18 protein-coding genes are annotated in these 19941 nt (G+C 72.9%); 8 read left to right on the plus strand and 10 right to left on the minus strand.

Annotation, left to right across the window (positions count from 1 at the left end):
* Nucleotides 1-37: 37 nt before the first annotated feature.
* The 6 genes from LMU33_RS31700 to LMU33_RS31725 form a co-directional block, all read right to left on the minus strand.
* Entirely contained in the window at nucleotides 38-526 is a 489-nt protein-coding gene (locus LMU33_RS31700) for a DUF3180 domain-containing protein (protein ID WP_228624221.1), read from the minus strand.
* An 80-nt stretch (nucleotides 527-606) separates the two neighbouring features.
* Nucleotides 607-1218: a 2-amino-4-hydroxy-6-hydroxymethyldihydropteridine diphosphokinase gene (gene folK / locus LMU33_RS31705; protein WP_228624222.1), complete on the minus strand. Its 612-nt coding sequence runs from the start codon at nucleotides 1216-1218 to the stop codon at nucleotides 607-609.
* A complete protein-coding gene (folB, locus tag LMU33_RS31710) occupies nucleotides 1215-1574 on the minus strand; it encodes a dihydroneopterin aldolase (protein ID WP_228624223.1) in 360 nt (119 codons plus the stop codon). The genes folK and folB overlap by 4 nt, the downstream gene beginning before the upstream one ends.
* A gap of 263 nt (nucleotides 1575-1837) precedes the next feature.
* Complete coding sequence (locus tag LMU33_RS31715) at nucleotides 1838-2368, minus strand: nuclear transport factor 2 family protein (protein WP_228624224.1); 531 nt, start codon at nucleotides 2366-2368, stop codon at nucleotides 1838-1840.
* Nucleotides 2365-3369, minus strand: a complete 1005-nt coding sequence (gene folP / locus LMU33_RS31720) for a dihydropteroate synthase (RefSeq protein ID WP_228624225.1) — start codon at nucleotides 3367-3369, stop codon at nucleotides 2365-2367. The genes LMU33_RS31715 and folP overlap by 4 nt, the downstream gene beginning before the upstream one ends.
* A gap of 152 nt (nucleotides 3370-3521) precedes the next feature.
* Nucleotides 3522-5336, minus strand: a complete 1815-nt coding sequence (locus LMU33_RS31725) for a phosphatidylglycerol lysyltransferase domain-containing protein (protein WP_228624226.1) — start codon at nucleotides 5334-5336, stop codon at nucleotides 3522-3524.
* Nucleotides 5337-5563: 227 nt separating this feature from the next.
* Here LMU33_RS31725 and LMU33_RS31730 point away from each other — a divergent pair, with 227 nt between their 5' ends.
* Both LMU33_RS31730 and LMU33_RS31735 read left to right on the plus strand, forming a co-directional pair.
* Nucleotides 5564-6688 (plus strand): alpha/beta hydrolase, encoded by a 1125-nt coding sequence (locus LMU33_RS31730; protein WP_228624227.1) that lies wholly within the window; start codon nucleotides 5564-5566, stop codon nucleotides 6686-6688.
* 95 nt (nucleotides 6689-6783) lie between these two features.
* Nucleotides 6784-8169: a hypothetical protein gene (locus LMU33_RS31735; protein WP_228624228.1), complete on the plus strand. Its 1386-nt coding sequence runs from the start codon at nucleotides 6784-6786 to the stop codon at nucleotides 8167-8169.
* Between the two features lie 57 nt (nucleotides 8170-8226).
* Here the strand turns inward: LMU33_RS31735 and LMU33_RS31740 are convergent, their stop codons facing one another.
* Nucleotides 8227-9558 (minus strand): PH domain-containing protein, encoded by a 1332-nt coding sequence (locus LMU33_RS31740; protein WP_228624229.1) that lies wholly within the window; start codon nucleotides 9556-9558, stop codon nucleotides 8227-8229.
* Complete coding sequence (locus LMU33_RS31745) at nucleotides 9555-10058, minus strand: PH domain-containing protein (RefSeq protein ID WP_228624230.1); 504 nt, start codon at nucleotides 10056-10058, stop codon at nucleotides 9555-9557. Before LMU33_RS31745 ends, LMU33_RS31740 begins: the two co-directional genes overlap by 4 nt.
* A 31-nt stretch (nucleotides 10059-10089) precedes the next feature.
* Between LMU33_RS31745 and LMU33_RS31750 the strand changes: the two genes are divergently transcribed.
* A complete protein-coding gene (locus LMU33_RS31750; RefSeq protein WP_228624231.1) occupies nucleotides 10090-11241 on the plus strand; it encodes an NADH-quinone oxidoreductase subunit D in 1152 nt (383 codons plus the stop codon).
* A 58-nt stretch (nucleotides 11242-11299) separates the two neighbouring features.
* On the opposite strand, the gene LMU33_RS31755 is transcribed toward LMU33_RS31750, so the two are convergent.
* On the minus strand, nucleotides 11300-12508 hold the full coding sequence (locus LMU33_RS31755; RefSeq protein WP_372478083.1) for an SAM-dependent methyltransferase: 1209 nt from the start codon (nucleotides 12506-12508) through the stop codon (nucleotides 11300-11302).
* Between the two features lie 118 nt (nucleotides 12509-12626).
* Between LMU33_RS31755 and LMU33_RS31760 the strand changes: the two genes are divergently transcribed.
* Both LMU33_RS31760 and LMU33_RS31765 read left to right on the plus strand, forming a co-directional pair.
* Nucleotides 12627-13832, plus strand: a complete 1206-nt coding sequence (locus LMU33_RS31760; protein ID WP_228624232.1) for a sensor histidine kinase — start codon at nucleotides 12627-12629, stop codon at nucleotides 13830-13832.
* A 76-nt stretch (nucleotides 13833-13908) separates the two neighbouring features.
* Nucleotides 13909-14580: a response regulator transcription factor gene (locus LMU33_RS31765; RefSeq protein ID WP_228624233.1), complete on the plus strand. Its 672-nt coding sequence runs from the start codon at nucleotides 13909-13911 to the stop codon at nucleotides 14578-14580.
* Nucleotides 14581-14812: 232 nt separating this feature from the next.
* On the opposite strand, the gene LMU33_RS31770 is transcribed toward LMU33_RS31765, so the two are convergent.
* Entirely contained in the window at nucleotides 14813-15994 is a 1182-nt protein-coding gene (locus LMU33_RS31770; RefSeq protein WP_228624234.1) for a threonine aldolase family protein, read from the minus strand.
* 265 nt (nucleotides 15995-16259) lie between these two features.
* On the opposite strand from LMU33_RS31770, the gene LMU33_RS31775 reads away from it, so the two are divergent.
* The 3 genes from LMU33_RS31775 to LMU33_RS31785 are packed head-to-tail and all read left to right on the plus strand — an operon-like array spanning nucleotide 16260 to nucleotide 19926.
* Complete coding sequence (locus LMU33_RS31775) at nucleotides 16260-17231, plus strand: Rossmann-like and DUF2520 domain-containing protein (protein ID WP_228624235.1); 972 nt, start codon at nucleotides 16260-16262, stop codon at nucleotides 17229-17231.
* Nucleotides 17228-18220 (plus strand): pantoate--beta-alanine ligase, encoded by a 993-nt coding sequence (gene panC / locus LMU33_RS31780; protein WP_228624236.1) that lies wholly within the window; start codon nucleotides 17228-17230, stop codon nucleotides 18218-18220. The genes LMU33_RS31775 and panC overlap by 4 nt, the downstream gene beginning before the upstream one ends.
* Nucleotides 18217-19926, plus strand: a complete 1710-nt coding sequence (locus LMU33_RS31785) for an L-aspartate oxidase (RefSeq protein ID WP_228624237.1) — start codon at nucleotides 18217-18219, stop codon at nucleotides 19924-19926. Before panC ends, LMU33_RS31785 begins: the two co-directional genes overlap by 4 nt.
* The last annotated feature ends 15 nt before the right edge of the window (nucleotides 19927-19941 follow it).

A 19941-nucleotide genomic window follows, 5' to 3' on the forward strand; every position in this document is an offset into this window, starting at 1 on the left:
CGGGGGAAACCGGCGGTCCGCCGGGGGAGACCGGCGGTCAGGCCGCCGGTTCCGCTCCCGGGGGGTTCTGGTCGTCGTCCTCCGGGAGCTTGCACACCCGCTCCAGGAACAGGGCCGCCGCTATGACACCGATGCCGGCCAGGACCGAGAAGCCGGCGTAGACGGCCTGGTCGCGGCGGGCGGGGATGTCGAGGAGTTTCAGCAGGAAGACGCCCGTGCCGCCGTACATCCCGGCGACGAGGGCGGCGACCAGGGCGCTGGCCTGACCGAAGACGACCGCGCGGGCGGCCATCAGGGGATCGACGCCCTTGGCGCCGGGGCGGCGCTCACGCTGGGCCTTGAGGCGGGCGCGCAGCGAGAGCGCCGTCGAGAGCAGCACCACCGCGATCAGGGCGAGCACGATGGGGGCGGCCAGGGGGACGCTGGGGAGGGTCCCGATCGAGTTCCAGAGGCGAGCGCCCGCCCAGGACAGGATCCCGGCCACGACGAACACACCCGCCAGCACCCTGATGCGCAGCTCTCTCACGGTGTCCCTTCAGCTCCCCCGGACCGGTCCGGACTGCGGTCGTCTCGACCTTGTCGTTCGAGTCGTCTTGACCTTAACGACTATTCGGGCAGTCGGAGTTCCAGGTCCTCGCGGGGTTCGACGCCCGCACGGGTGACGGACGACAGAAGTTCGGCCACCGGGCCGCGGCCGGGCAGCTGGGCCTGCGGGTCCACGTCGTGCCAGGGCGCGAGCACGAAGGCGCGCTCGTGGGCGCGCGGGTGGGGCAGGGTGAGCTGCGGGTCGTCGGAGGTGACGTCGGCGTAGGCGACGATGTCGACGTCCAGGGTGCGCGGGCCCCAGTGCTCGTCGCGGACGCGTTTGTACGCCTCCTCGATGGCGTGGGCGCGCTCCAGGAGGGAGGCCGGGGGCAGGGTGGTCTTGAGGACCACGACCGCGTTGAAGTACGACGGCTGGCTGCCCGGCTCCACGCCCCAGGGCTCGGTCTCGTACACCGGGGAGACGGCCTTCACGCGGACACCGGGGGTGTCCTCGAGCGCGTCGACGGCGCCCTGGAGGGTCTCCAGGCGGTTGCCGAGGTTGGAGCCGATGGAGATGACGGCCCACTTCGGGTTCTGCAGGGTCGTGTCGGCGGCGTCGACCTTCTCGACGACGGAGGCGGGCACCGGCTGGACGGTCGGGTCGCTGTGACCCTGGAGGAAAGATCGGGTCATACTCGGCTCCGGGTGATGGTGACGGTCACGTCGTCGAAGGGGACGGTGATCGGTGCGTCCGGCTTGTGGACACAGACCTCGACCTCCTTCACCCCTTCGTGCTTCAGGCAGGTCTGGGCGATCCGCTCGGCGAGGGTCTCGATGAGGTCCACCGGCTCACCCTCGACCACGGCCACGACCTCCTCGGCCACGATGCCGTAGTGCACGGTCTTCGCCAGGTCGTCGTCAGCCGCCGCCGGCCGGGTGTCCAGCCCCAGGGCGAGGTCCACGATGAAGGTCTGGCCCTCCTCGCGCTCCTTGGGGAACACACCGTGGTGCCCGCGGGCCTTGAGGCCGCGCAGCGCGACACGATCCACGCGAATCACTCCTGCAATCGTCGGGAAGGACCGGTGCGTACCACGTGCGGGCGGCACGTCGGTCTCTGACGAATCTACCTGCGGGCACTGACAAAGCCGGGCCGCGGGGCGTGGGCCCGGGCCAGGACCACGAGGGTTCATCCAGCGTTTCCCCAGGGAAACCCGGCCGTGTCATGGGCTGGTAGCGGCTTCTACCCCGGGGTAGGTGATTCCAACCACTTCCTGGTTCCTCTTGCTCGGCTTCCTGTGGAGCGTCTACCCGCTCAGGAGAGGGGGTCGTCGTCCGGATTCGCCCCGTCGGCGCCGGGCTCCTCGTCGTCGGCGCTCTCCGCCAGGACGGGGGAGGCGTGGTGCGACCAGAGCTTCCAGCCGGAGGGTGTGCGCCGGAACACGTTCGTGGCGACGACGAGCTGGCCGACCAGCGGTCCCAGTTCCGCGCCGTCCTCGGGGGCGGGGCCGCCGCTGAGGATGTTCTCGGTGCAGGTGACGAGCGCGGTGTCACCCGTGACGGAGACGTGCACGTCGGTGAGGAAGAACTGGATGTAGTCGGTGTTCGCCATGATCAGGGCGTACGACCTGAGGACCTCGCCGCGGCCGGTGAGCACCGGCCAGCCGGGGTGCACGCAGGAGATCACGCCGGTGTCCGCCGGGTCGTGGTACTCCTCGTCCACGCCCAGGTCGGCGGGGGTGAGCCAGAGGGAGGACACCTCCTCGAAGTCACCGCGCTCCATCGCCTCGTAGAAGGCGGTGTTGGCGGCCTCCACCTGCTCGACATCGGTATGAGGGGCGCTCACCGGGCTCCTTCCGCCCCGCGCTCACCACTGATGCCGGGCGCGCGCCCGCTTCCGCACGCCCCGGGCTCTCGCTCGGCGCCCGGTGTCTTCCCCACTTCACGCGCCCCGCGCTCGTTCATTTCCAGCGGCGCTGGGCCCGCCGTACGCGCTCCTTCCACGGCGCGTGCGACCCGCACGGCGTCCGCGGTGGCGCGCACCTCGTGCACGCGCACGGCCCACGCGCCGGAGTCCGCGGCGAGCGCGGAGACGGCGGCCGTGGCGGCGTCGCGCTCCCGGGCCGGCGGGGGCGCCGCTTCCGGCCCGGCGAGGACACGGCCGAGGAACCGCTTGCGGGAGGCGGCCACGAGCAGGGGGTGGCCGAGGTCGCGCAGGCGGTCGAGGTGGGCGAGGAGGCTGAGGTCGTGCTCGGCCTCCTTGGAGAAGCCGAGGCCGGGGTCGACGACGATGCGGTCATGGGCGATGCCGCCGGCCAGAACGGCCTCCACGCGTGCGTGCAGTTCGTCCACGACTTCCTTGACGACGTCCTCGTAGACGCCCTTGACGTTGCCGCCCTCGAGGAAGCCGCGCCAGTGCATGACGACGAACGGGGCGCCCGCGGCGGCGACCACCGGGATCATCGCGGGGTCGGCGAGGCCGCCGCTGACGTCGTTGACGAGGGCGGCCCCGGCACCGAGGGCCTGTTCGGCGACGGAGGCGCGCATGGTGTCGACGGAGACGACGACGCCCTCGGAGGCGAGGCCCCGGACGACCGGGATGACGCGCCTGAGTTCCTCGGCCTCGTCCACCCGGGTGGCGCCGGGGCGGGTGGACTCGCCGCCGACATCGACCAGGTCCGCGCCCTCGGCGACGAGATCGAGGCCGTGCTTGACGGCTGCGGTCGTGTCGAACCAGCGGCCGCCGTCGGAGAAGGAGTCGGGGGTCACGTTGACGACACCCATGACCGCGCACCGGTCCCATACCGGAAGGCCGGCCACCCGGCCGCGCCCGCTGAGGTTCTTCATACGTTCAGCGTAGGCCCAGGAGCATGCCGGGAACGCGCGACGGCCCGGGCGGAAGCCCCGTGCTGGAGGGGGCGCCCACCCGGGCCCGTCCTGGCCGCACCGCTCGGTCCCGCGGCCCTCACACCACCCGGGCGCTCAGGCCGCTCGGGCGCTCAGGCCGCGCGGACATCCCGTTCCGCCACGGAGTGCGCGCAGGGGCGCTCGGCGGCCGCCCTGCGCCGGCGCAGGAAGCGCGGGAGTGGCAGGGCGAATTCGACGAAGCCCTCCGCCTGCATGGCGGCGAAGCCGATGCGGGGCAGGTCGGCGTTGTTCCGGTAGACCACGAAGCGGGGTTCCCAGCGCGGCTGGAACTTGGCGTTGAACTTGTACAGCGACTCGATCTGGAACCAGCGCGAGAGGAACACCAGCAGCCCGCGCCAGGCGCGCAGCACCGGACCCGCGCCGATCTTCTCGCCGCGCGCGAGGGCGGAGCGGAACATCGCGAAGTTCAGCGAGACCCGGGTGATGCCGAACTTCGGCGCGGCCTGGAGGGCGGCGACGATCAGCAGTTCGTTCATGCCGGGGTCCGCGCTGCGGTCGCGGCGCATCAGGTCCAGCGAGGCGCCGTCCTTGCCCCAGGGCACGAAGTGCAGGACCGCCTTCAGGTCGCCGTACTCGCCGGGCTCGTCGTCCTGCTTGTGGGCGGTGGCGATCAGGCAGTCGCCGTCGGCGGGGTCGCCGACGCGGCCGAGCGCCATGGAGAAGCCGCGTTCGGTGTCGGTGCCGCGCCAGTCCTCCGCCGCCCGGCGGATGCGCTCCAGTTCGGCGTCGCCGAGGTCACGGATACGCCGTACCCGGGTTTCGTAGCCGGCTCGCTCGATGCGCTTGACCATTTGCCGTACGTTGCGCATCGCGCGTCCGGCGAGCGAGAAATCCGCGACGTCCACCACCGCCTCGTCGCCCAGTTCCAGGGCGTCCAGGCCGGTCTCACGGGTCCACACCTCGCCGCCCGTCTCCGAGCAGCCCATGACTGCGGGCGTCCAGGAGTGCGCCTTGGCCTCGTCCATGAAGCGCTCGATGGCGCCCGGCCAGGCCTCGACGTCGCCGATGGGGTCACCGCTGGCGAGCATCACACCGGAGACGACGCGGTAGGTGACCGCGGCCTTTCCGCTGGGGGAGAAGACGACGGCCTTGTCGCGGCGCAGCGCGAAGTGGCCGAGCGAGTCGCGCCGGCCGTGCTTCTCCAGCAGGGCCCGCAGGCGGGACTCGTCCTCCTCGGTGAGGCGGGCGGCCGGGTGCTCGGGGCGGAAGGCCAGGTAGATGGTGGTGGCGGCGGTGATCCAGCCGAGGGCGCCGAGGGAGAAGGCGACGGTCCAGGACGTGTTGCCCTGGTAGTCGACCGGGCCCTCGAAGCCGAACAGGCCGTAGACGACGTGCGTCAGCCGGTCGGCCAGGCTCGGGTCGCCGATCGTCCGGTGCGGGTGGACGCTGACGATGACGAGTCCGAGGACGAGGGAACTGGCGCTCATGAGGACGAAGTTCGCGAGCGCCCGCCACCTGCTGCGCGGATCGGGCAGCGCCGCGAACTCGTCGCGGTGGACCAGCAGCGGCACGAGCAGGGCCACGGCGATGAGCACGCCGACGACCGAGTGCCGGTACGCGAACTGCGCCGCCGCGCCCGCCGGCAGTAGCGCGACCGCGGCCCGCCATGCCCGGCGCTTGCACCGTTTGAGCCCGTGCGCAAGCAGTAGCAGCAGCACGCCGGAGCTCACGGAGAGCGCGGCCGCGAAGGGGCCGAACGAGCCCGGCAGCACCTCGGCGATGGCGTGCATACGGCTGTGACGGAAGCGCGGGAACACACCCGCGGCAATGTCCAGAACGCCCACGAGGGCGGCCGCCCTGCCGACGAGGACAGGGACGGCCTCGGGGCGCGGGCCACGCAGTATGCGCCGCGCCCGGCTGGATCGGCTCGGAACCCCGCCCGACATTTCCCCATCTATCCTGACAGACATCGCATCCCGTAGTTCTGCGAGAGACCTTGGACCCGGGCCCGATCGGGCATCCGGCGACATTGCGCCCTCTAGGACGGTGTCTAGGGGAGAGAGGTTCACTCCCCGCCGGAAAGTCGGGTCAAAGGCCAAGGAAAGCCCCGGGCAAGCCTTCGCAACGAAGCGTGGGCGGCTATCGGGCGGAAAGCGCAGGCAGGTAACAGCCCATGGGTCTCACGAGCAACAAAGTGCTGATGCTGGCGATCGTCCTCGCCGTCTTGCTGTTCGTCGGGACGGTGTGGCTGTGGCCGCGACTGGCCCGGCGGAGCTGGCGGGCCGTCAGCGGACGGGTCGGCCTGCTGCTCGGCACGCAGCTGGCGCTCTTCGCCTCGGTGGGCCTCGCCGCCAACCAGGCCTTCGGTTTCTACGCCAGCTGGGCGGACCTGTTCGGCCAGGAGACGGACCAGGGCGTCGTCGTCGACCACATAGCGGGCGGCAACACCGGCCCGATCCAGGTGGTCTCCACGTCCCGGGTCATCGGGACGGGCAGCGCCTTGCCACAGGTCTCGGGGCAGATTCAGAAGGTGGACATCCTCGGCCGTACGACCCACATCGCGGCGCCGGCGTTCGTGTACCTGCCCCCCGAGTACTTCCAGCCGCAGAACCGCGCGCGCAAGTTCCCGGTGTCCGTCGTCCTCACGGGTTATCCCGGTACTGCGCAGGCGCTGGTGGACAAACTGCACTATCCGGCCACGGCACAGCAGTTGGCCAAGGCGGGGAAGATGCAGCCGATGATCCTGGTGATGATGCGGCCGGCCGTGGCGCCGCCGCGGGACACGGAATGCGTGGACGTTCCCGGCGGCCCGCAGACGGAAACGTTTTTTGCCAGGGATCTGCGGGACTCGGTGATGGCCCACTACCGGGTGGACAAGACGCCCGCCAGCTGGGGCATCGTCGGTGACTCGACCGGCGGCTACTGCGCGCTGAAGATTGCCATGCACTACCCGAGGGCGTACGCGGCCGCTGCCGGACTGTCGCCGTACTACAAGGCGCCGATCGACCCCACCACCGGCGACCTCTTCCGCGGCAACAAGAACCTGCAGAATCGTGCCGACCTCTTCTGGGCGCTCAAGCACCTGCCCGCGCCCGAGACGTCGCTGCTCGTCACCACGAGCAAGGTCGGTGAACACAATTACAAGGACACGCTCAAGTTCATCAAGAGCGTGCAGGACACGAACGTGACCAGGATTTCGTCGATCATCCTTCCGAGCGGCGGGCACAACTTCAACACCTGGCGGCGGGAGATCCCGGGGACGCTCCAGTGGATCAGCACGCGGCTGGTCGCACACTGATCCCCTGCGCCTGACATCGCGTGAAGCCGGTGTTGTGGCCGTGTTTTTACGGGGCGGGGGTCCGCGATTCGCCTACGCGCGGTAAGTTTCTGGCCATGCCACGTGGACGCCACCGCCATTCACCTCCTTTGCACCGGCTGTTGCCTCCGTCGGCGATCGCCGCCGTATCCGTCGTCTGCGCGCTGGGCCCCTGGGTGTTCTCCGAGGCCATGGTCGTGCGCGCACTGGCAGCGGTCGCCGCGGCGACGGCGGTCGTCGGAGCGGTCGTGATGCGCCGCTGGGACGCACAGGCGGGCAAGCGGGTCGCCGAACTCACACGCGCGCGTGCCGGCGACGAGTGGCGGTACGAGGAGCGGGTCGCCGAACTGGAGACCGACCTGGAGGAGTCGCGCGAGCTGCGCACGAAGCTGGAGCAGCGGCTGCGCGCCAAGCGCGCGGAGCTGGCCGGCCTGCGCAACGAGCACGCGGCCCTGCTGCGCCGGTACGCCACGGCGGAGACCGAGCGCGCGACCGCCCTGGAGGGACGCCGGCTGCTGGAGATCGAGGCGGCCGCGCCTTCGCCGGCGCTGCCGCCCGCGCGCCGCGCCGAGCTGGAGTCGGAGCCGGAGTCGGCCGAGGTGAAGGCCGCAGAGGAGCCCGCCGCCGACGCCGCCGGGGCCGGGGCGGACCCGGGGGACGAGCCGAAGGCGCGCGCGGTGTTCTCGCCCGAGGGCGCGCGGCTGTACCAGCGGGCCCTGACGGCCATGGCCCGGTTCGGCGGCGACGCGACGAGCGACTCCGCGACGGACGCCGCGGCTTTCGGCGACACGGCCACGCCCGCTTCTTCCGAGGCGGCGGCTTGCGTGGATACGGCCCCGAAGGCGGCCACTTCCGAGGCGGGTGAGCCCGACACCGGCGGCGAGGCCAGGGCCGAGTCGGGCGCCGTTCCGAAGGACAGGGCCGATGTTCGCAGGTCCGACGTGGGCGAGGCCGGCTCCGCCGCGCAGACGGACGGCGCGCCGGAAGGCGTGACGGACGCCACCGGCGCCCCTGCGGGTGAGGCCGGTGCGCCGGCCGCCCAGGAGGACGAGGCGCAGGGGCAGCCCGAGGCGGCCGGCGGGCACGCGCGCGCGGCCGCCGCCCCGATGGCACCGGCCGAGCCCGCCCAGCCCGTGGGCCGGCCGCCCGCCGGGCACTTCACGGTGCCGACCGCGGTGGCCGTCGTACCGGCCGCGCCCGCGCGGCGCCCGGTGGTCGAGGGCGGTTTCGACTTCTTCGGCACCCAGAAGGACACCCAGAAGGACGCGCTGGACTCCGTGCAGAACGAGGATCTCGCCGACGTCGTCGGCCAGGAGGCCCTCGCCGTGCACAAGGCGGAGACCGAGGCCGAGTTCAAGGACGCCGACGCGCGGTCGGAGGGCGTCGGCCAGGTCATCGACCTGACCGCGCACGACGAGACCGAGCAGATCGACGTCCAGAGGCTGCGCAGCGCGGCTTCCTGAGGCCGTACCAGGCACGGACCCCAGGCCCGGCTTCCCGCGAGGGGGCCGGGCCTGACGTCATCCGGTCATCCAGCGGTCGGGGCGGGCGTCCCGGCGGCCCGTCCGGGACCGCTCCGCCTGGGCGTGCAGGAGCCGCGCGGCCTCCTGGGCGTCCCGCAGACGGGCCGTTACGGTCTTGCCGGCTCCCGTGTCCACGTGGACGTCGGCGAGCCGCCAGAGTCGCTGCCACGGCCCCTGGCTCAGCCGCACGCTCTGCACCTTGGCGTGCGGGACCAGCGAGAGCCGGCGCCGCAGCAGACCGCGCCGGGTGGCGAAGACCGCTCCGGTGACCGCGAGGCGGTGGCCGCGCCACCACACCGGCACGCACCAGCGGGCCCGCCGCGGCGGCCGCGACAGCTCCTGAGGCACCGTCACACCGGGCAGCACGCGCGCGACCACCGACTCGGCGACCAGGCGCGGGGCCACCGGCACCAGCACCGAGTTGGCGGACCCGGCCACGTCCAGTTCCACCCGCACCCAGCCGAGCCGCCGCCACAGCAGCGGTTGCACGATCCGCACGGTCTGCACCCGGCCCGGCGGGACCGTCTCGTGCGTACGGTCGAGCAGCCCGTGGTCGATGCGCAGCCCGTCCGGTGACTCGCTCACCGTCCAGTCGAACTCGCCGGCGAACCGTCCCGCGCTGCTCGCGCCGGCCGCGCCGAACAGCGGCAGGGCGGTCGCGAGGACCGTCCACAGGTTGTGGGTGGCGAGCCACAGCACGGTCGGCACGACGAGCGCGGCGCACAGCGAGACCCAGGTGGCGCCCGTCAGCACCAGGGAGAGCGCCAGCGCGCGTGGGGGCACGTGCAGCAGTTCCTGCGCCGGAGCCTCGCCGACTTCGCGCGCCGTCTCGGGCGCGAAACCCGCCGCGCGCGCCAGCAGCTCCGCGCGCAGGGCGCGCGCCTCCTGCTCGCCGAGGAAGGCCAGCTCGTCCTTGTCGTCGGCGCCGACGACGTCGATCCGCAGCTTGGCGACGCCCGCCACGCGCGCGAGGAGAGGACGGGAGACGTCCACGGCCTGGATGCGCTCCAGCCGGATGTGCGCGGTGCGCCGGAACAACAGGCCGGTGCGGATGCGCAGTTCGGTGTCGGTGACCGCGAAGTGCGTGAACCACCAGGACAGGAAGCCGTAGAGGCCGGCCGCCGGCACCAGGACCGCGAGCCCCAGCAGCAGGGCGGTGGTGGTCAGCCGCGCCAGCTGCGCTTGCGTCGCGTTCGGGTCGTGCACCGCCCATCCGGCGAGTACGGCGACCGGCGCCCACGCCCGCCGGAACGGCGTGACGGGGTGCAGCCGGCGCTCGGTCACCGGCGCGGGCGCCGGTATGTCCTCGCCGGGGTCCGGGGCCGTCACAGGCCCGCCGATCGTGCCTCGCCCAGCTCGGTGAGCCGGTCGCGCAGCCGTTCCGCCTCGGCCGGGTCCAGGCCGGGGATGGTGGCGTCGGTCGCTGCGGCCGCGGTGTGCAGCTGCACGGTGGCCAGCCCGAAGCGCCGCTCGAGCGGCCCTGAGGTGACCTCCACCAGCTGCATCCGCCCGTACGGCACCACCGTCTCCTCGCGCCACAGGACACCGCGGCTGATCAGCAGGTCGTCCGCGCGTTCGGCGTACCGCCACGAGCGCCAGTTGCGCCCCACCAGCCGCCAGCACCACGCGGCGCAGGTCACGGGCACCAGGGCGAAGGCGGCCCACGCGGGCCCCACGAGCAGGCCCGGCAACAGCCCGGTGGCGACCGCGAGGGTCGCCGTCCACCCCACCACGAGCAGCCGGCGCAACCGCATCAGAGCGGGCTGCAGCCCCCGCCACTCCAGCTCGGCCCCCGGTATCCCGGACTCCTTTGGGCTCCCCGTCTCCATGGGGCCAGCGTACGTAGGGGAAACTGGGGCCATGACTCCTACGACGGAGACCACGGTCGGGATCGGCGGCGCCGCGGAAAGCACCGACATGGTGCTCAACATCGGACCCCAGCACCCGTCCACGCACGGCGTGCTGCGGCTCAGGCTCGTGCTGGACGGGGAGCGCATCGTGCGCGCGGAGCCGGTGATCGGCTATATGCACCGCGGCGCCGAGAAGCTCTTCGAGGCGCGCGACTACCGCCAGATCATCGTGCTCGCCAACCGCCACGACTGGCTGTCGGCGTTCTCGAACGAGCTGGGCGTGGTCCTCGCGGTGGAGCGCATGCTCGGCATGGAGGTGCCCGAGCGTGCGGTGTGGACCCGCACCCTGCTCGCCGAGCTGAACCGGGTGCTCAACCACCTGATGTTCCTCGGCTCCTACCCGCTGGAACTGGGCGGCATCACCCCGGTGTTCTACGCGTTCCGGGAGCGCGAGGTGCTCCAGAACGTCATGGAGGAGATCTCCGGCGGGCGCATGCACTACATGTTCAACCGTGTCGGCGGCCTCAAGGAGGACCTGCCGGCCGGGTGGACCGCACGCGCGCGTGCAGCCGTCGCCGACGTGCGCTCGCGCATGAACGTCTTCGACGACCTGGTGCTCGGCAACGAGATCTTCCGCGGACGCACGCGCGCGGTGGGCGCGATGACGCCGCAGACCGTGCACGCCTACGGCGTCAGCGGGCCCATCGCGCGCGCCTCGGGCGTCGACTTCGACCTGCGCCGCGACGAGCCGTACCTGGCGTACGGCGACCTCCAGGACACCCTGAAGGTCGTCACCCGCAGCGAGGGCGACTGCCTCGCCCGCTTCGAGGTCCTGCTGGAGCAGACCCACAACGCGCTCGACCTCGCCGACGCCTGCCTGGACCGGCTCGCCGAGCTGCCGCCCGGGCCGATCAACCAGCGGCTGCCGAAGGTGCTGAAGGCGCCCGAGGGGCACACCTACGCGTGGACCGAGAACCCGCTCGGCATCAACGGCTACTACCTGGTCAGCAAGGGCGAGAAGACGCCGTACCGGCTGAAGCTGCGCTCTGCCTCGTACAACAACATCCAGGCGCTGACCGAGCTGCTGCCGGGGACGCTGGTGGCGGACATGGTGGCGATCCTGGGCTCGATGTTCTTCGTGGTCGGCGACATCGACAAGTAGGGCGGTCCCCGGATGAGGGGCCGGCCCGGAGTGGGGCGGTCCTGGATGAGGGGCCGGCTCAGGCGAGTGGGTCCGGAATTCCAACCGGCTGGACGAGCCAGCCGAAGTCACCGAGGCCGCCCGGCGCGGTGAGCTCGGCGGCCTCCCCGGCGCTCGCGAGGGCGCGCACATAGGCCGTGGGGTCTGTGGAGGCCAGCGCGAGCGGAGGGCGTGCGCCGGTGACGTCTAGAGCGTGCAGGGCGGCGCGCTGCGTGAGAAGGCGCGCGCGGGGCAGGGCGCGCGCCGTGTGGGAGGGCGCCTGCGCTGTGTCGGTGGGCTTGTGCCTGCTGTCGGCCGGCGTGTGCGCCGGTTGCCGGGGCGTGCCCGGGGTGGCATGCGTCGTGTCGTGGGGTGTGCGCGGCGCCTTGTGGGGCGCTTCCGAGGGTGTGTGCGCCGCGACGACCGCCGCGCACGCGTCCAGCGCGACGTGTGCAGTGATGTCGCACGACCCGTCCGGTACGGGCGCCGTCTCACGGCCTTCCCGAAAGCCGGTGAGCGTCCCGAACGGGGGGCGCGTGTCGACGGTGTGCGCGTAGTCCACGGCCACCGCGAGCCCACGCACTACCCGGTCCACCACGGACGCCCACGCCAGGTCCCGGGGCAGCCCGATCTCCGCGCGCAGCCCTTCCTTGGCGGGCAACGGCCACCATCGGGCGAGCCAGTCCGCCGCCTCGCCGGTCACCGGTTCCCCGAGCCGCTCGGTACCGTCGTCGGCGACGAGCACGAGCCGGGGTACACCCGCGGGGTCGACCTCGGCCACGTCCACGGGCACGTTGTCCAGCCACTCGTTGGCGAACAGCAGTCCCGTGACGATGGCAGGGGGCGTGTCCAGCCAGGTGATGCGTTCGTCCAGTCCGGCCGGGCGGTCGGCGAGCTCGACGGCGTATGCACGCGCGCGTGCGGCCACGCCGGCCGGCAGGGCGGACAGCACCCCGGTGATCAGCTCGCCGCGCCCCGCGCCCATGTCGACGAAGTCCAGTGCCGCCGGCCGTCCCAGCGCCTCGTCGACCCGGCACAGCAGCCGGGCCACGGCCTGCGCGAACAGCGGCGAGGCGTGTACGGACGTACGGAAGTGGCCGGCCGGGCCCTCCGGACGGCGGTAGAAGCCGCCGGGGCCGTACAGCGCCGCCTCGGTCGCCGCACGCCAGCCGCGTCGGCCGCCCCCGCCGTCTCGGCCGTCTCCGTCGCCGGGGCGCCGTCCCGCTTCCCGTGCCGTCTCATCCGTCACCGGAACAGACTAGGCACACAGATGATCACTTCCTCCACCTTGCGGAGTACGCGCCCCGGGCGCGGATCGGCCCTCCGGTTGACCCCTGCACGCATCCGGTTTCCCTACTCTGGGTTACGTGCAGCGCCTCTACGACTTCCTCCGCCGCCACCCGACCTGGGTCGACACCTTCTGGGCCGTCGTCCTGTTCGGGCTGTCCGGTCTGAGCGTGGTCAACCTCCACGGGGTGCCCGGTCACCACATGACGCTCGCCGGGGGGATGGCCGTGTCCGCCGTCCTGTGCGTCGTCGTCGCGCTGCGCCGCCGTTTCCCGGAGCCGATGCTGCTGGTCGCCCTCGCGACGGGGCTGGCCCAGCTGGTGTTGGACGTCGAGACGACCGTCGCCGACTTCGCCATGCTGGTGATCACCTACACGGTGGCGACGGTCGGCGCACGCTGGGCCTCCCGGCTCGCGCTCGCGGCCAGCCTCGTCGCGGCGCCTCTCGCGCAGATCCGCTGGCCCAACGAGCACACCGGCTTTCTGGGGCAGATCGCCATAGTCGTCTTCCAGACGGTGCCCTTCGCGCTCGCCTGGGTGCTCGGTGACTCCATGCGCACCCGGCGCGCGTACTTCGCCCAGCTGGAGGAGCGCGCGGCCCGTCTGGAGAAGGAGCGCGAGGCGCAGTCGAAGGTCGCGGTGGCCGCCGAGCGCGCCCGTATCGCGCGTGAGCTGCACGATGTCGTGGCGCACAACGTGTCGGTGATGGTGGTGCAGGCCGACGGCGCCGCCTATGTCCTCGACACCGCCCCCGACCAGGCCAAGAAGGCCCTGGAGACGATCTCCTCCACCGGGCGCCAGGCCCTCGCCGAGATGCGCCGCCTGCTGGGCGTGCTGCGCACCGGGGAGCACCAGGAGAGCGGGGAGTACGTCCCGCAGCCCGACGTCGGGCAGATCGACGAGCTGATCGAGCAGTGCCGCCGATCCGGCCTCCCGGTCGACTTCAAGGTCGAGGGCACCCCGCGCCCGCTGCCGAGCGGTGTGGAGCTGACCGCGTACCGGATCGTGCAGGAGGCGCTCACCAACACCCGCAAGCACGGCGGGCCCAACGCGGGCGCGAGCGTCCGGCTGGTCTACTTCGACGACGGGCTCGGCCTGCTGGTCGAGGACGACGGCAAGGGCGCGCCGCACGAGCTGTACGAGGAGGGCGGCGCCGACGGCCAGGGGCACGGCCTGATCGGTATGCGCGAACGGGTCGGGATGGTCGGCGGCACCCTGGACGCGGGCCCGCGCCCGGGCGGAGGATTCCGCATCAGCGCCCTGCTCCCGCTCAAACCGGCGCACTGACGCGGCTGCACGCCCCCTGTTGACACCTGTACACCCTCGACCTGAAGCCCCCACCACCCCGAACGAAAGAGGCCCGATGACGATCCGCGTGATGCTCGTCGACGACCAGGTGCTGCTGCGCACCGGGTTCCGGATGGTGCTCGCCGCCCAGCCGGACATGGAGGTCGTGGCGGAGGCGGGCGACGGCGTCGAGGCCCTGCAGGTGCTGCGGTCCACGCCCGTCGACGTCGTCCTGATGGACGTCCGTATGCCCAAGCTGGACGGCGTGGAGGCCACCCGGCGGATCTGCGCGGAGCCCGAACCGCCCAAGGTGCTGATCCTGACCACCTTCGACCTGGACGAGTACGCCTTCTCCGGGCTGAAGGCGGGCGCCTCCGGCTTCATGCTCAAGGACGTGCCGCCCGGTGACCTGCTGGGTGCGATCCGGGCCGTGCACAGCGGTGACGCGGTCGTGGCGCCCTCCACCACCCGGCGCCTGCTGGACCGCTTCGCACCGATGCTGCCCTCCACCGGCAAGGAGCCCCAGCACAAGGAACTGGAGCGGCTCACCGACCGGGAGCGCGAGGTGATGGTGCTGGTCGCGCAGGGCCTGTCCAACGGTGAGATCGCGGCCCGGCTGGTGCTGAGCGAGGCGACGGTGAAGACCCATGTGGGCCGCATCCTGACCAAGCTCGGCCTGCGCGACCGGGTGCAGGTCGTGGTGCTCGCCTACGAGACAGGGCTGGTACGCGCGGGCGGCCACGGCTGAGCCCGGCTGTGCCGGTTGCCCCGGCGGTCATGGCGGGGACCGGCCTCACTGGCTGCCCCGGGGGTCACGGCCGGGACTGGCTGTGGCGGCGGGCGTAGGCGCATTTCTGGCGGGACCAGGCTCGGCCGAGGCAGTCGGCGCGGCCGGGCACATGGCCGCGGAGGCAGCCGGCACACCCGGGTGGCTGTCCCCGCCGTCACGGCTGACTCAGGCCCCGCCGGCTGCCCCGCGATCACCCGTTGGGAAGGCGCTCCACGAAGTCGGCGACGGCCGCCCGTAGATCGTCCGACGTCCACTCAAGGCCCTGCGAGCGCACGGCGACCTCGGTGAAGGAAATCCCCGGCGCGCCGCGGTTCCAGTATCCGGGGAAGAGGAACGTCCCCGTCTCCTCGGCCTGGCGCACCGCCGCCTCCATCAGGACGTCCGCGTCGTACGGCAGCCAGACCTGAAAGTCGTGGGTGTGCGGTTCCCCGGGGTGCACGCGCGCCCACGGGACGCCTGCCGCGGCGAAACCCTCCCGCAGCGCGGCGGCGACCACGCGCGCGTGCCGGACGTAGTCCGGCAGCCGGGGCAGCTCGCGCTCCAGGCCGACGAGCGCCGACAGCGCGGTGGGGAACTGCTGGAAGACCATGCCGCCGTACCGGTGCCGCCACGTCTTCGCCTCGTCCACCAGCGTCTTCGGGCCGGCCAACGCGGCGCCGCCGAAGCCGTCGAGGGACTTGTAGAACGACACGTAGACGCTGTCCGCCAGGCCCGCGATCTCCTCGAGCGGCCGGCCGAAGTGGACCGTGCACTCCCACAGACGCGCGCCGTCGAAGTGCACCACCGCGTCGCGCTCCTGCGCGGCCTCGACGACCTCGGTCAGCTCCTCCCAGGAGGGCAGCACGAAACCGGCGTCCCGGAGGGGCAGTTCCAGCATCAGAGCGCCGAAGGGCTCGTCGAAGTCGCGTATCTCGGAGGCGGTGGGCAGCCGGGGCTCACTGGTCACGCGCACCGGACGCAACCCGCTGACCTCGCTGAACGCATGCCGTTCGTGCACCTCCGGGTGGGACAGGGCGTGCAGGGCGACCGCCCGGTTGCCGGTGCGGCCCGCCCAGCAGCGCAGCGCCACCTGCTGGGCCATCGTGCCGGTCGGGAAGAACGCGGCGGCCTCCGTGCCGAGCAGGGCCGCGACCCGTTCCTCCAGGTCCGCCACGATCCCGTTGCCGTACACGTCCGTGGGCTGGTCCAGGTCGTACACCTCGGGTGCCGCCTCCTGGAGGGCCGCCAGCCGCTCCCGGATCGTGCGCCGCGGGCCCGGACGCGACAGCACGCGCTCCGCCTTCGCGAAGGCGACCCGGCGCCGCTCCCGCATCCGCTCCTGCCCGGACTGCTCCGCCTGCCGCTCGTCGCCCGGTTCCGCCGTATCAGTCATGGACGGATCATGTCGCGCGGGAGCCCGGGCGGACACCCGGATTTCGGCGCACGCACGCGTCGGGGCGCCGCGCGGGCGGAAGTACGGCAGGCAGGCTCGTCGGACGCGTACCGTCGGCACGCGCGTGGACAGGCGACTGCGGGCTGTACACGTGGCGTAACCCACAGCCTGTGGACAACCAATCGGCGCCGGACCGAGATAGCGTTAACATGACGAGAAATCGTCCGGTACCCAGAGCGGACTGGAACGGGAAGGCCGCCGTCGCGTGAGTACAGTCCACCAGCAAGACCTCAAGGACCGCCCTGCGCGGCTCACCGTCGGCGTCGTCGGCGCCGGCCGCGTGGGCCCCGCGCTCGCCGCGTCCCTCCAGCTCGCCGGGCATCGCCCAGTGGCCGTCTCCGGCGTCTCCGACGCCTCCCGGCGGCGCGCCGAGACCATGCTCCCGGACGTGCCGCTGGTGCCGCCCGCCGAGGTCCTGCAGCGCGCCGACCTGGTGCTGCTCACCGTCCCCGACGACGTCCTGCCCGGCCTGGTCACCGGTCTCGCCGAGACCGGGGCGGTACGGCCCGGCCAGCTGCTCGTGCACACCTCCGGCCGGTACGGCGCGAGGGTGCTCGACCCGGCCCTGCGCGCGGGCGCGCTGCCGATGGCCCTGCATCCGGCGATGACCTTCACCGGCACCCCCGTGGACGTCCAGCGGCTCGCCGGCTGCTCCTTCGGCGTCACCGCACCCGAGGAACTGCGCCTGGCCGCCCAGGCCCTCGTGATCGAGATGGGCGGCGAGCCGGAGTGGATCAGCGAGCAGAACCGCCCGCTCTACCACGCGGCTCTCGCGCTCGGCGCCAACCACCTGGTGACCCTGGTCGCCCAGTCCATGGAACTGCTGCGCACCGCGGGCGTCGAGGCGCCCGACCGGATGCTCGGCCCGCTGCTCGGCGCCGCCCTGGACAACGCGCTGCGCTCGGGCGACGCGGCGCTGACCGGCCCCGTCGCGCGCGGCGACGCCGGTACGGTCGCCGCCCACATCACCGAGCTGCGCCGGCACGCCCCGCAGACCGTCGCGGGTTACGTCGCGATGGCCCGCGCGACCGCCGACCGGGCGCTCGCGCACGGCCTGCTGAAGCCCGAACTCGCCGAGGACCTGCTCGGTGTGCTGGCCGACGGCACCGGTGGCACGAACGGCGCCGACGGCGGCGGCACGAACGGCACTCACGGCACCGAGGGGAACGACCGATGACCACCGCCCTGCTGAGCACGGCCGGCGAGCTCCACGCGCGCGTGCGCCGCGGCCGCCGCGCCGTCGTGATGACCATGGGTGCCCTGCACGACGGTCACGCCACCCTGATCCGCACCGCGCGCGAGATCGCCGGCCCGGACGGCGAGGTCGTCGTCACCGTCTTCGTCAACCCGCTGCAGTTCGGTGCCGGCGAGGACCTGGACCGCTACCCGCGCACCCTCGACGCCGACCTGAAGATCGCCGAACAGGCCGGTGCGGACGCGGTGTTCGCGCCCTCCGTGGACGAGGTCTACCCCGGCGGCGCCCCCCAGGTCCGGATCACCGCCGGCCCCATGGGCGAACGACTGGAGGGCGCCTCGCGGCCCGGCCACTTCGACGGCATGCTGACCGTCGTCGCCAAGCTGCTCCACCTCACCCGTCCCGACGTTGCCCTCTACGGCCAGAAGGACGCCCAGCAGCTGGCCCTGATCCGGCGCATGGTGCGGGACCTGAACTTCGGCGTCGAGATCGTCGCCGTACCGACCGTGCGCGAGGAGGACGGGCTCGCCCTGTCCAGCCGCAACCGCTACCTCTCGCCGGAGGAGCGCCGTACCGCGCTCGCGCTGTCCCGGGCGCTGTTCGCGGGCGGGGACCGGCACGCCGCGCAGGAGGCGCTGCGCGCGCGTGCCCGCGAAGTGCCTTCCACGCACGCGCGTGCCGAGGCGCTGAGCGCCCTCGGGGAGTCCCGCGCGGCCGCCGACGCGCACGCGGTCGCCACGGCGTCCCCGGGCGGCCCTGCCGCCGTCCGCGCGGCCGCCCGCCAGGTGCTGGACGAGGCCGCCCGGCTCGCCCCGCCGCTCGAACTGGACTATCTGGCGCTCGTCGACCCGTCCGACTTCACCGAGATCGGCGACGGCTTCATCGGCGAGGCCGTCCTCGCCGTCGCCGCCCGGGTCGGTACGACCCGGCTGATCGACAATCTCCCCTTGACCTTTGGAGCCGCCTCGTGACCAGCACAGGCACCAGCACTGGCATACGACTGCACGCGCCCGCCCCCGGCTGGGCCATCTCCGCGGACGTGGTCGTCGTCGGCTCCGGCGTGGCAGGCCTGACCGCGGCCCTGCGGTGCAAGGCCGCCGGCCTGACGACGGTCGTCGTCACCAAGGCCCGCCTGGACGACGGATCCACCAGGTGGGCCCAGGGAGGCATCGCGGCCGCCCTCGGGGAGGGCGACACGCCCGAACAGCACCTGGAGGACACGCTGGTGGCCGGCGCGGGCCTGTGCGACGAGGAGGCCGTACGGATCCTCGTCACCGAGGGCCCCGACGCCGTACGGCGGCTGATCTCCACCGGTGCCCACTTCGACACCGACGACGAAGGCGACATCCACCTCACCCGCGAGGGCGGCCACCACCGGCGCCGGATCGCGCACGCGGGCGGCGACGCGACCGGTGCGGAGGTGTCCCGGGCGCTCGTGGAGGCGGTACGCGCGTGTGGGCTGCACACCATCGAGAACGCGCTCGTGCTGGACCTGCTGACCGACGCCGACGGCCGTACGGCGGGCGTGACGCTGCACGTGATGGGTGAGGGCCAGCACGACGGCGTGGGCGCCGTGCACGCCCCCGCGGTGGTGCTCGCGACCGGCGGCATGGGCCAGGTGTTCTCCGCGACCACCAACCCGTCGGTGTCGACCGGCGACGGCGTGGCGCTGGCGCTGCGCGCGGGCGCGGAGGTCTCCGACCTGGAGTTCGTGCAGTTCCACCCGACCGTGCTGTTCCTCGGCCCGGACGCCGAGGGCCAGCAGCCGCTGGTCTCCGAGGCGGTGCGCGGCGAGGGCGCCCACCTGGTCGACGCAGACGGGGTGCGCTTCATGGTCGGGCAGCACGAGCTGGCCGAGCTGGCGCCCCGGGACATCGTCGCCAAGGGCATCCTGCGGCGGATGCTGGAGCAGGGCGCCGAGCACATGTACCTCGACGCCCGGCACTTCGGCGCCCAGATGTGGGAGAACCGTTTCCCGACCATCCTGGCCGCCTGCCGCGCCAACGGCATCGACCCGCTCACCGAGCCCATCCCGATCGCCCCGGCCGCCCACTACGCCTCCGGAGGCGTGCGCACCGACGCCCGGGGCCGTACGACCGTGCCCGGCCTGTACGCGTGCGGCGAGGTCGCCTGCACCGGTGTGCACGGCGCCAACCGGCTCGCCTCCAACAGCCTCCTCGAAGGCCTCGTCTACGCCGAGCGGATCGCCGTCGACATCACGGCCGCGCGGGCGGAGAACGGCCTCCACGCGCGCGTGCCCGTACCGGTCGAGCACCCCGAGACGCCCGCGCACCCGCTGCTCGCCCCCGAGACCCGGTTCGCCATCCAGCGGATCATGACCGAGGGCGCCGGCGTGCTGCGCTCGGAGGAGTCCCTCGCCCGGGCCGCCGAACAGCTGCAGCGGCTGCACACGGACGCCCGCGACGCCCTCGAGGAGAACGGCAAGACCGCCGAGCCCGGCGTCGACACCTGGGAGGCCACCAACCTCCTGTGCGTCGCCCGCGTCCTGGTCGCCGCGGCGCGGCTGCGCGAGGAGACCCGTGGCTGCCACTGGCGCGAGGACCGCGCCGAGCGCGACGACACCGACTGGCGTCGCCACATCGTCGTACGGCTGAACCCCGACCGGTCGCTGGCCGTGCACACCACCGACACCGCAGACTTCCCCCCTACCCGGTAACACCCAGCGCCTCAG

Origin of the sequence: Streptomyces barringtoniae, assembly GCF_020819595.1 — a bacterium.
Taxonomy (GTDB): domain Bacteria; phylum Actinomycetota; class Actinomycetes; order Streptomycetales; family Streptomycetaceae; genus Streptomyces; species Streptomyces barringtoniae.

Coding starts and splice junctions, on each gene's coding strand:
- folK (WP_228624222.1), bottom strand. CDS start 1,218: ATGACCCGATCTTTCCTCCAGGGTCACAGCGACCCGACCGTCCAGCCG.
- folP (WP_228624225.1), bottom strand. CDS start 3,369: ATGAAGAACCTCAGCGGGCGCGGCCGGGTGGCCGGCCTTCCGGTATGG.
- LMU33_RS31725 (WP_228624226.1), bottom strand. CDS start 5,336: ATGTCGGGCGGGGTTCCGAGCCGATCCAGCCGGGCGCGGCGCATACTG.
- LMU33_RS31730 (WP_228624227.1), top strand. CDS start 5,564: ATGGGTCTCACGAGCAACAAAGTGCTGATGCTGGCGATCGTCCTCGCC.
- LMU33_RS31735 (WP_228624228.1), top strand. CDS start 6,784: ATGCCACGTGGACGCCACCGCCATTCACCTCCTTTGCACCGGCTGTTG.
- LMU33_RS31745 (WP_228624230.1), bottom strand. CDS start 10,058: ATGGAGACGGGGAGCCCAAAGGAGTCCGGGATACCGGGGGCCGAGCTG.
- LMU33_RS31750 (WP_228624231.1), top strand. CDS start 10,090: ATGACTCCTACGACGGAGACCACGGTCGGGATCGGCGGCGCCGCGGAA.
- LMU33_RS31765 (WP_228624233.1), top strand. CDS start 13,909: ATGACGATCCGCGTGATGCTCGTCGACGACCAGGTGCTGCTGCGCACC.
- LMU33_RS31770 (WP_228624234.1), bottom strand. CDS start 15,994: ATGACTGATACGGCGGAACCGGGCGACGAGCGGCAGGCGGAGCAGTCC.
- panC (WP_228624236.1), top strand. CDS start 17,228: ATGACCACCGCCCTGCTGAGCACGGCCGGCGAGCTCCACGCGCGCGTG.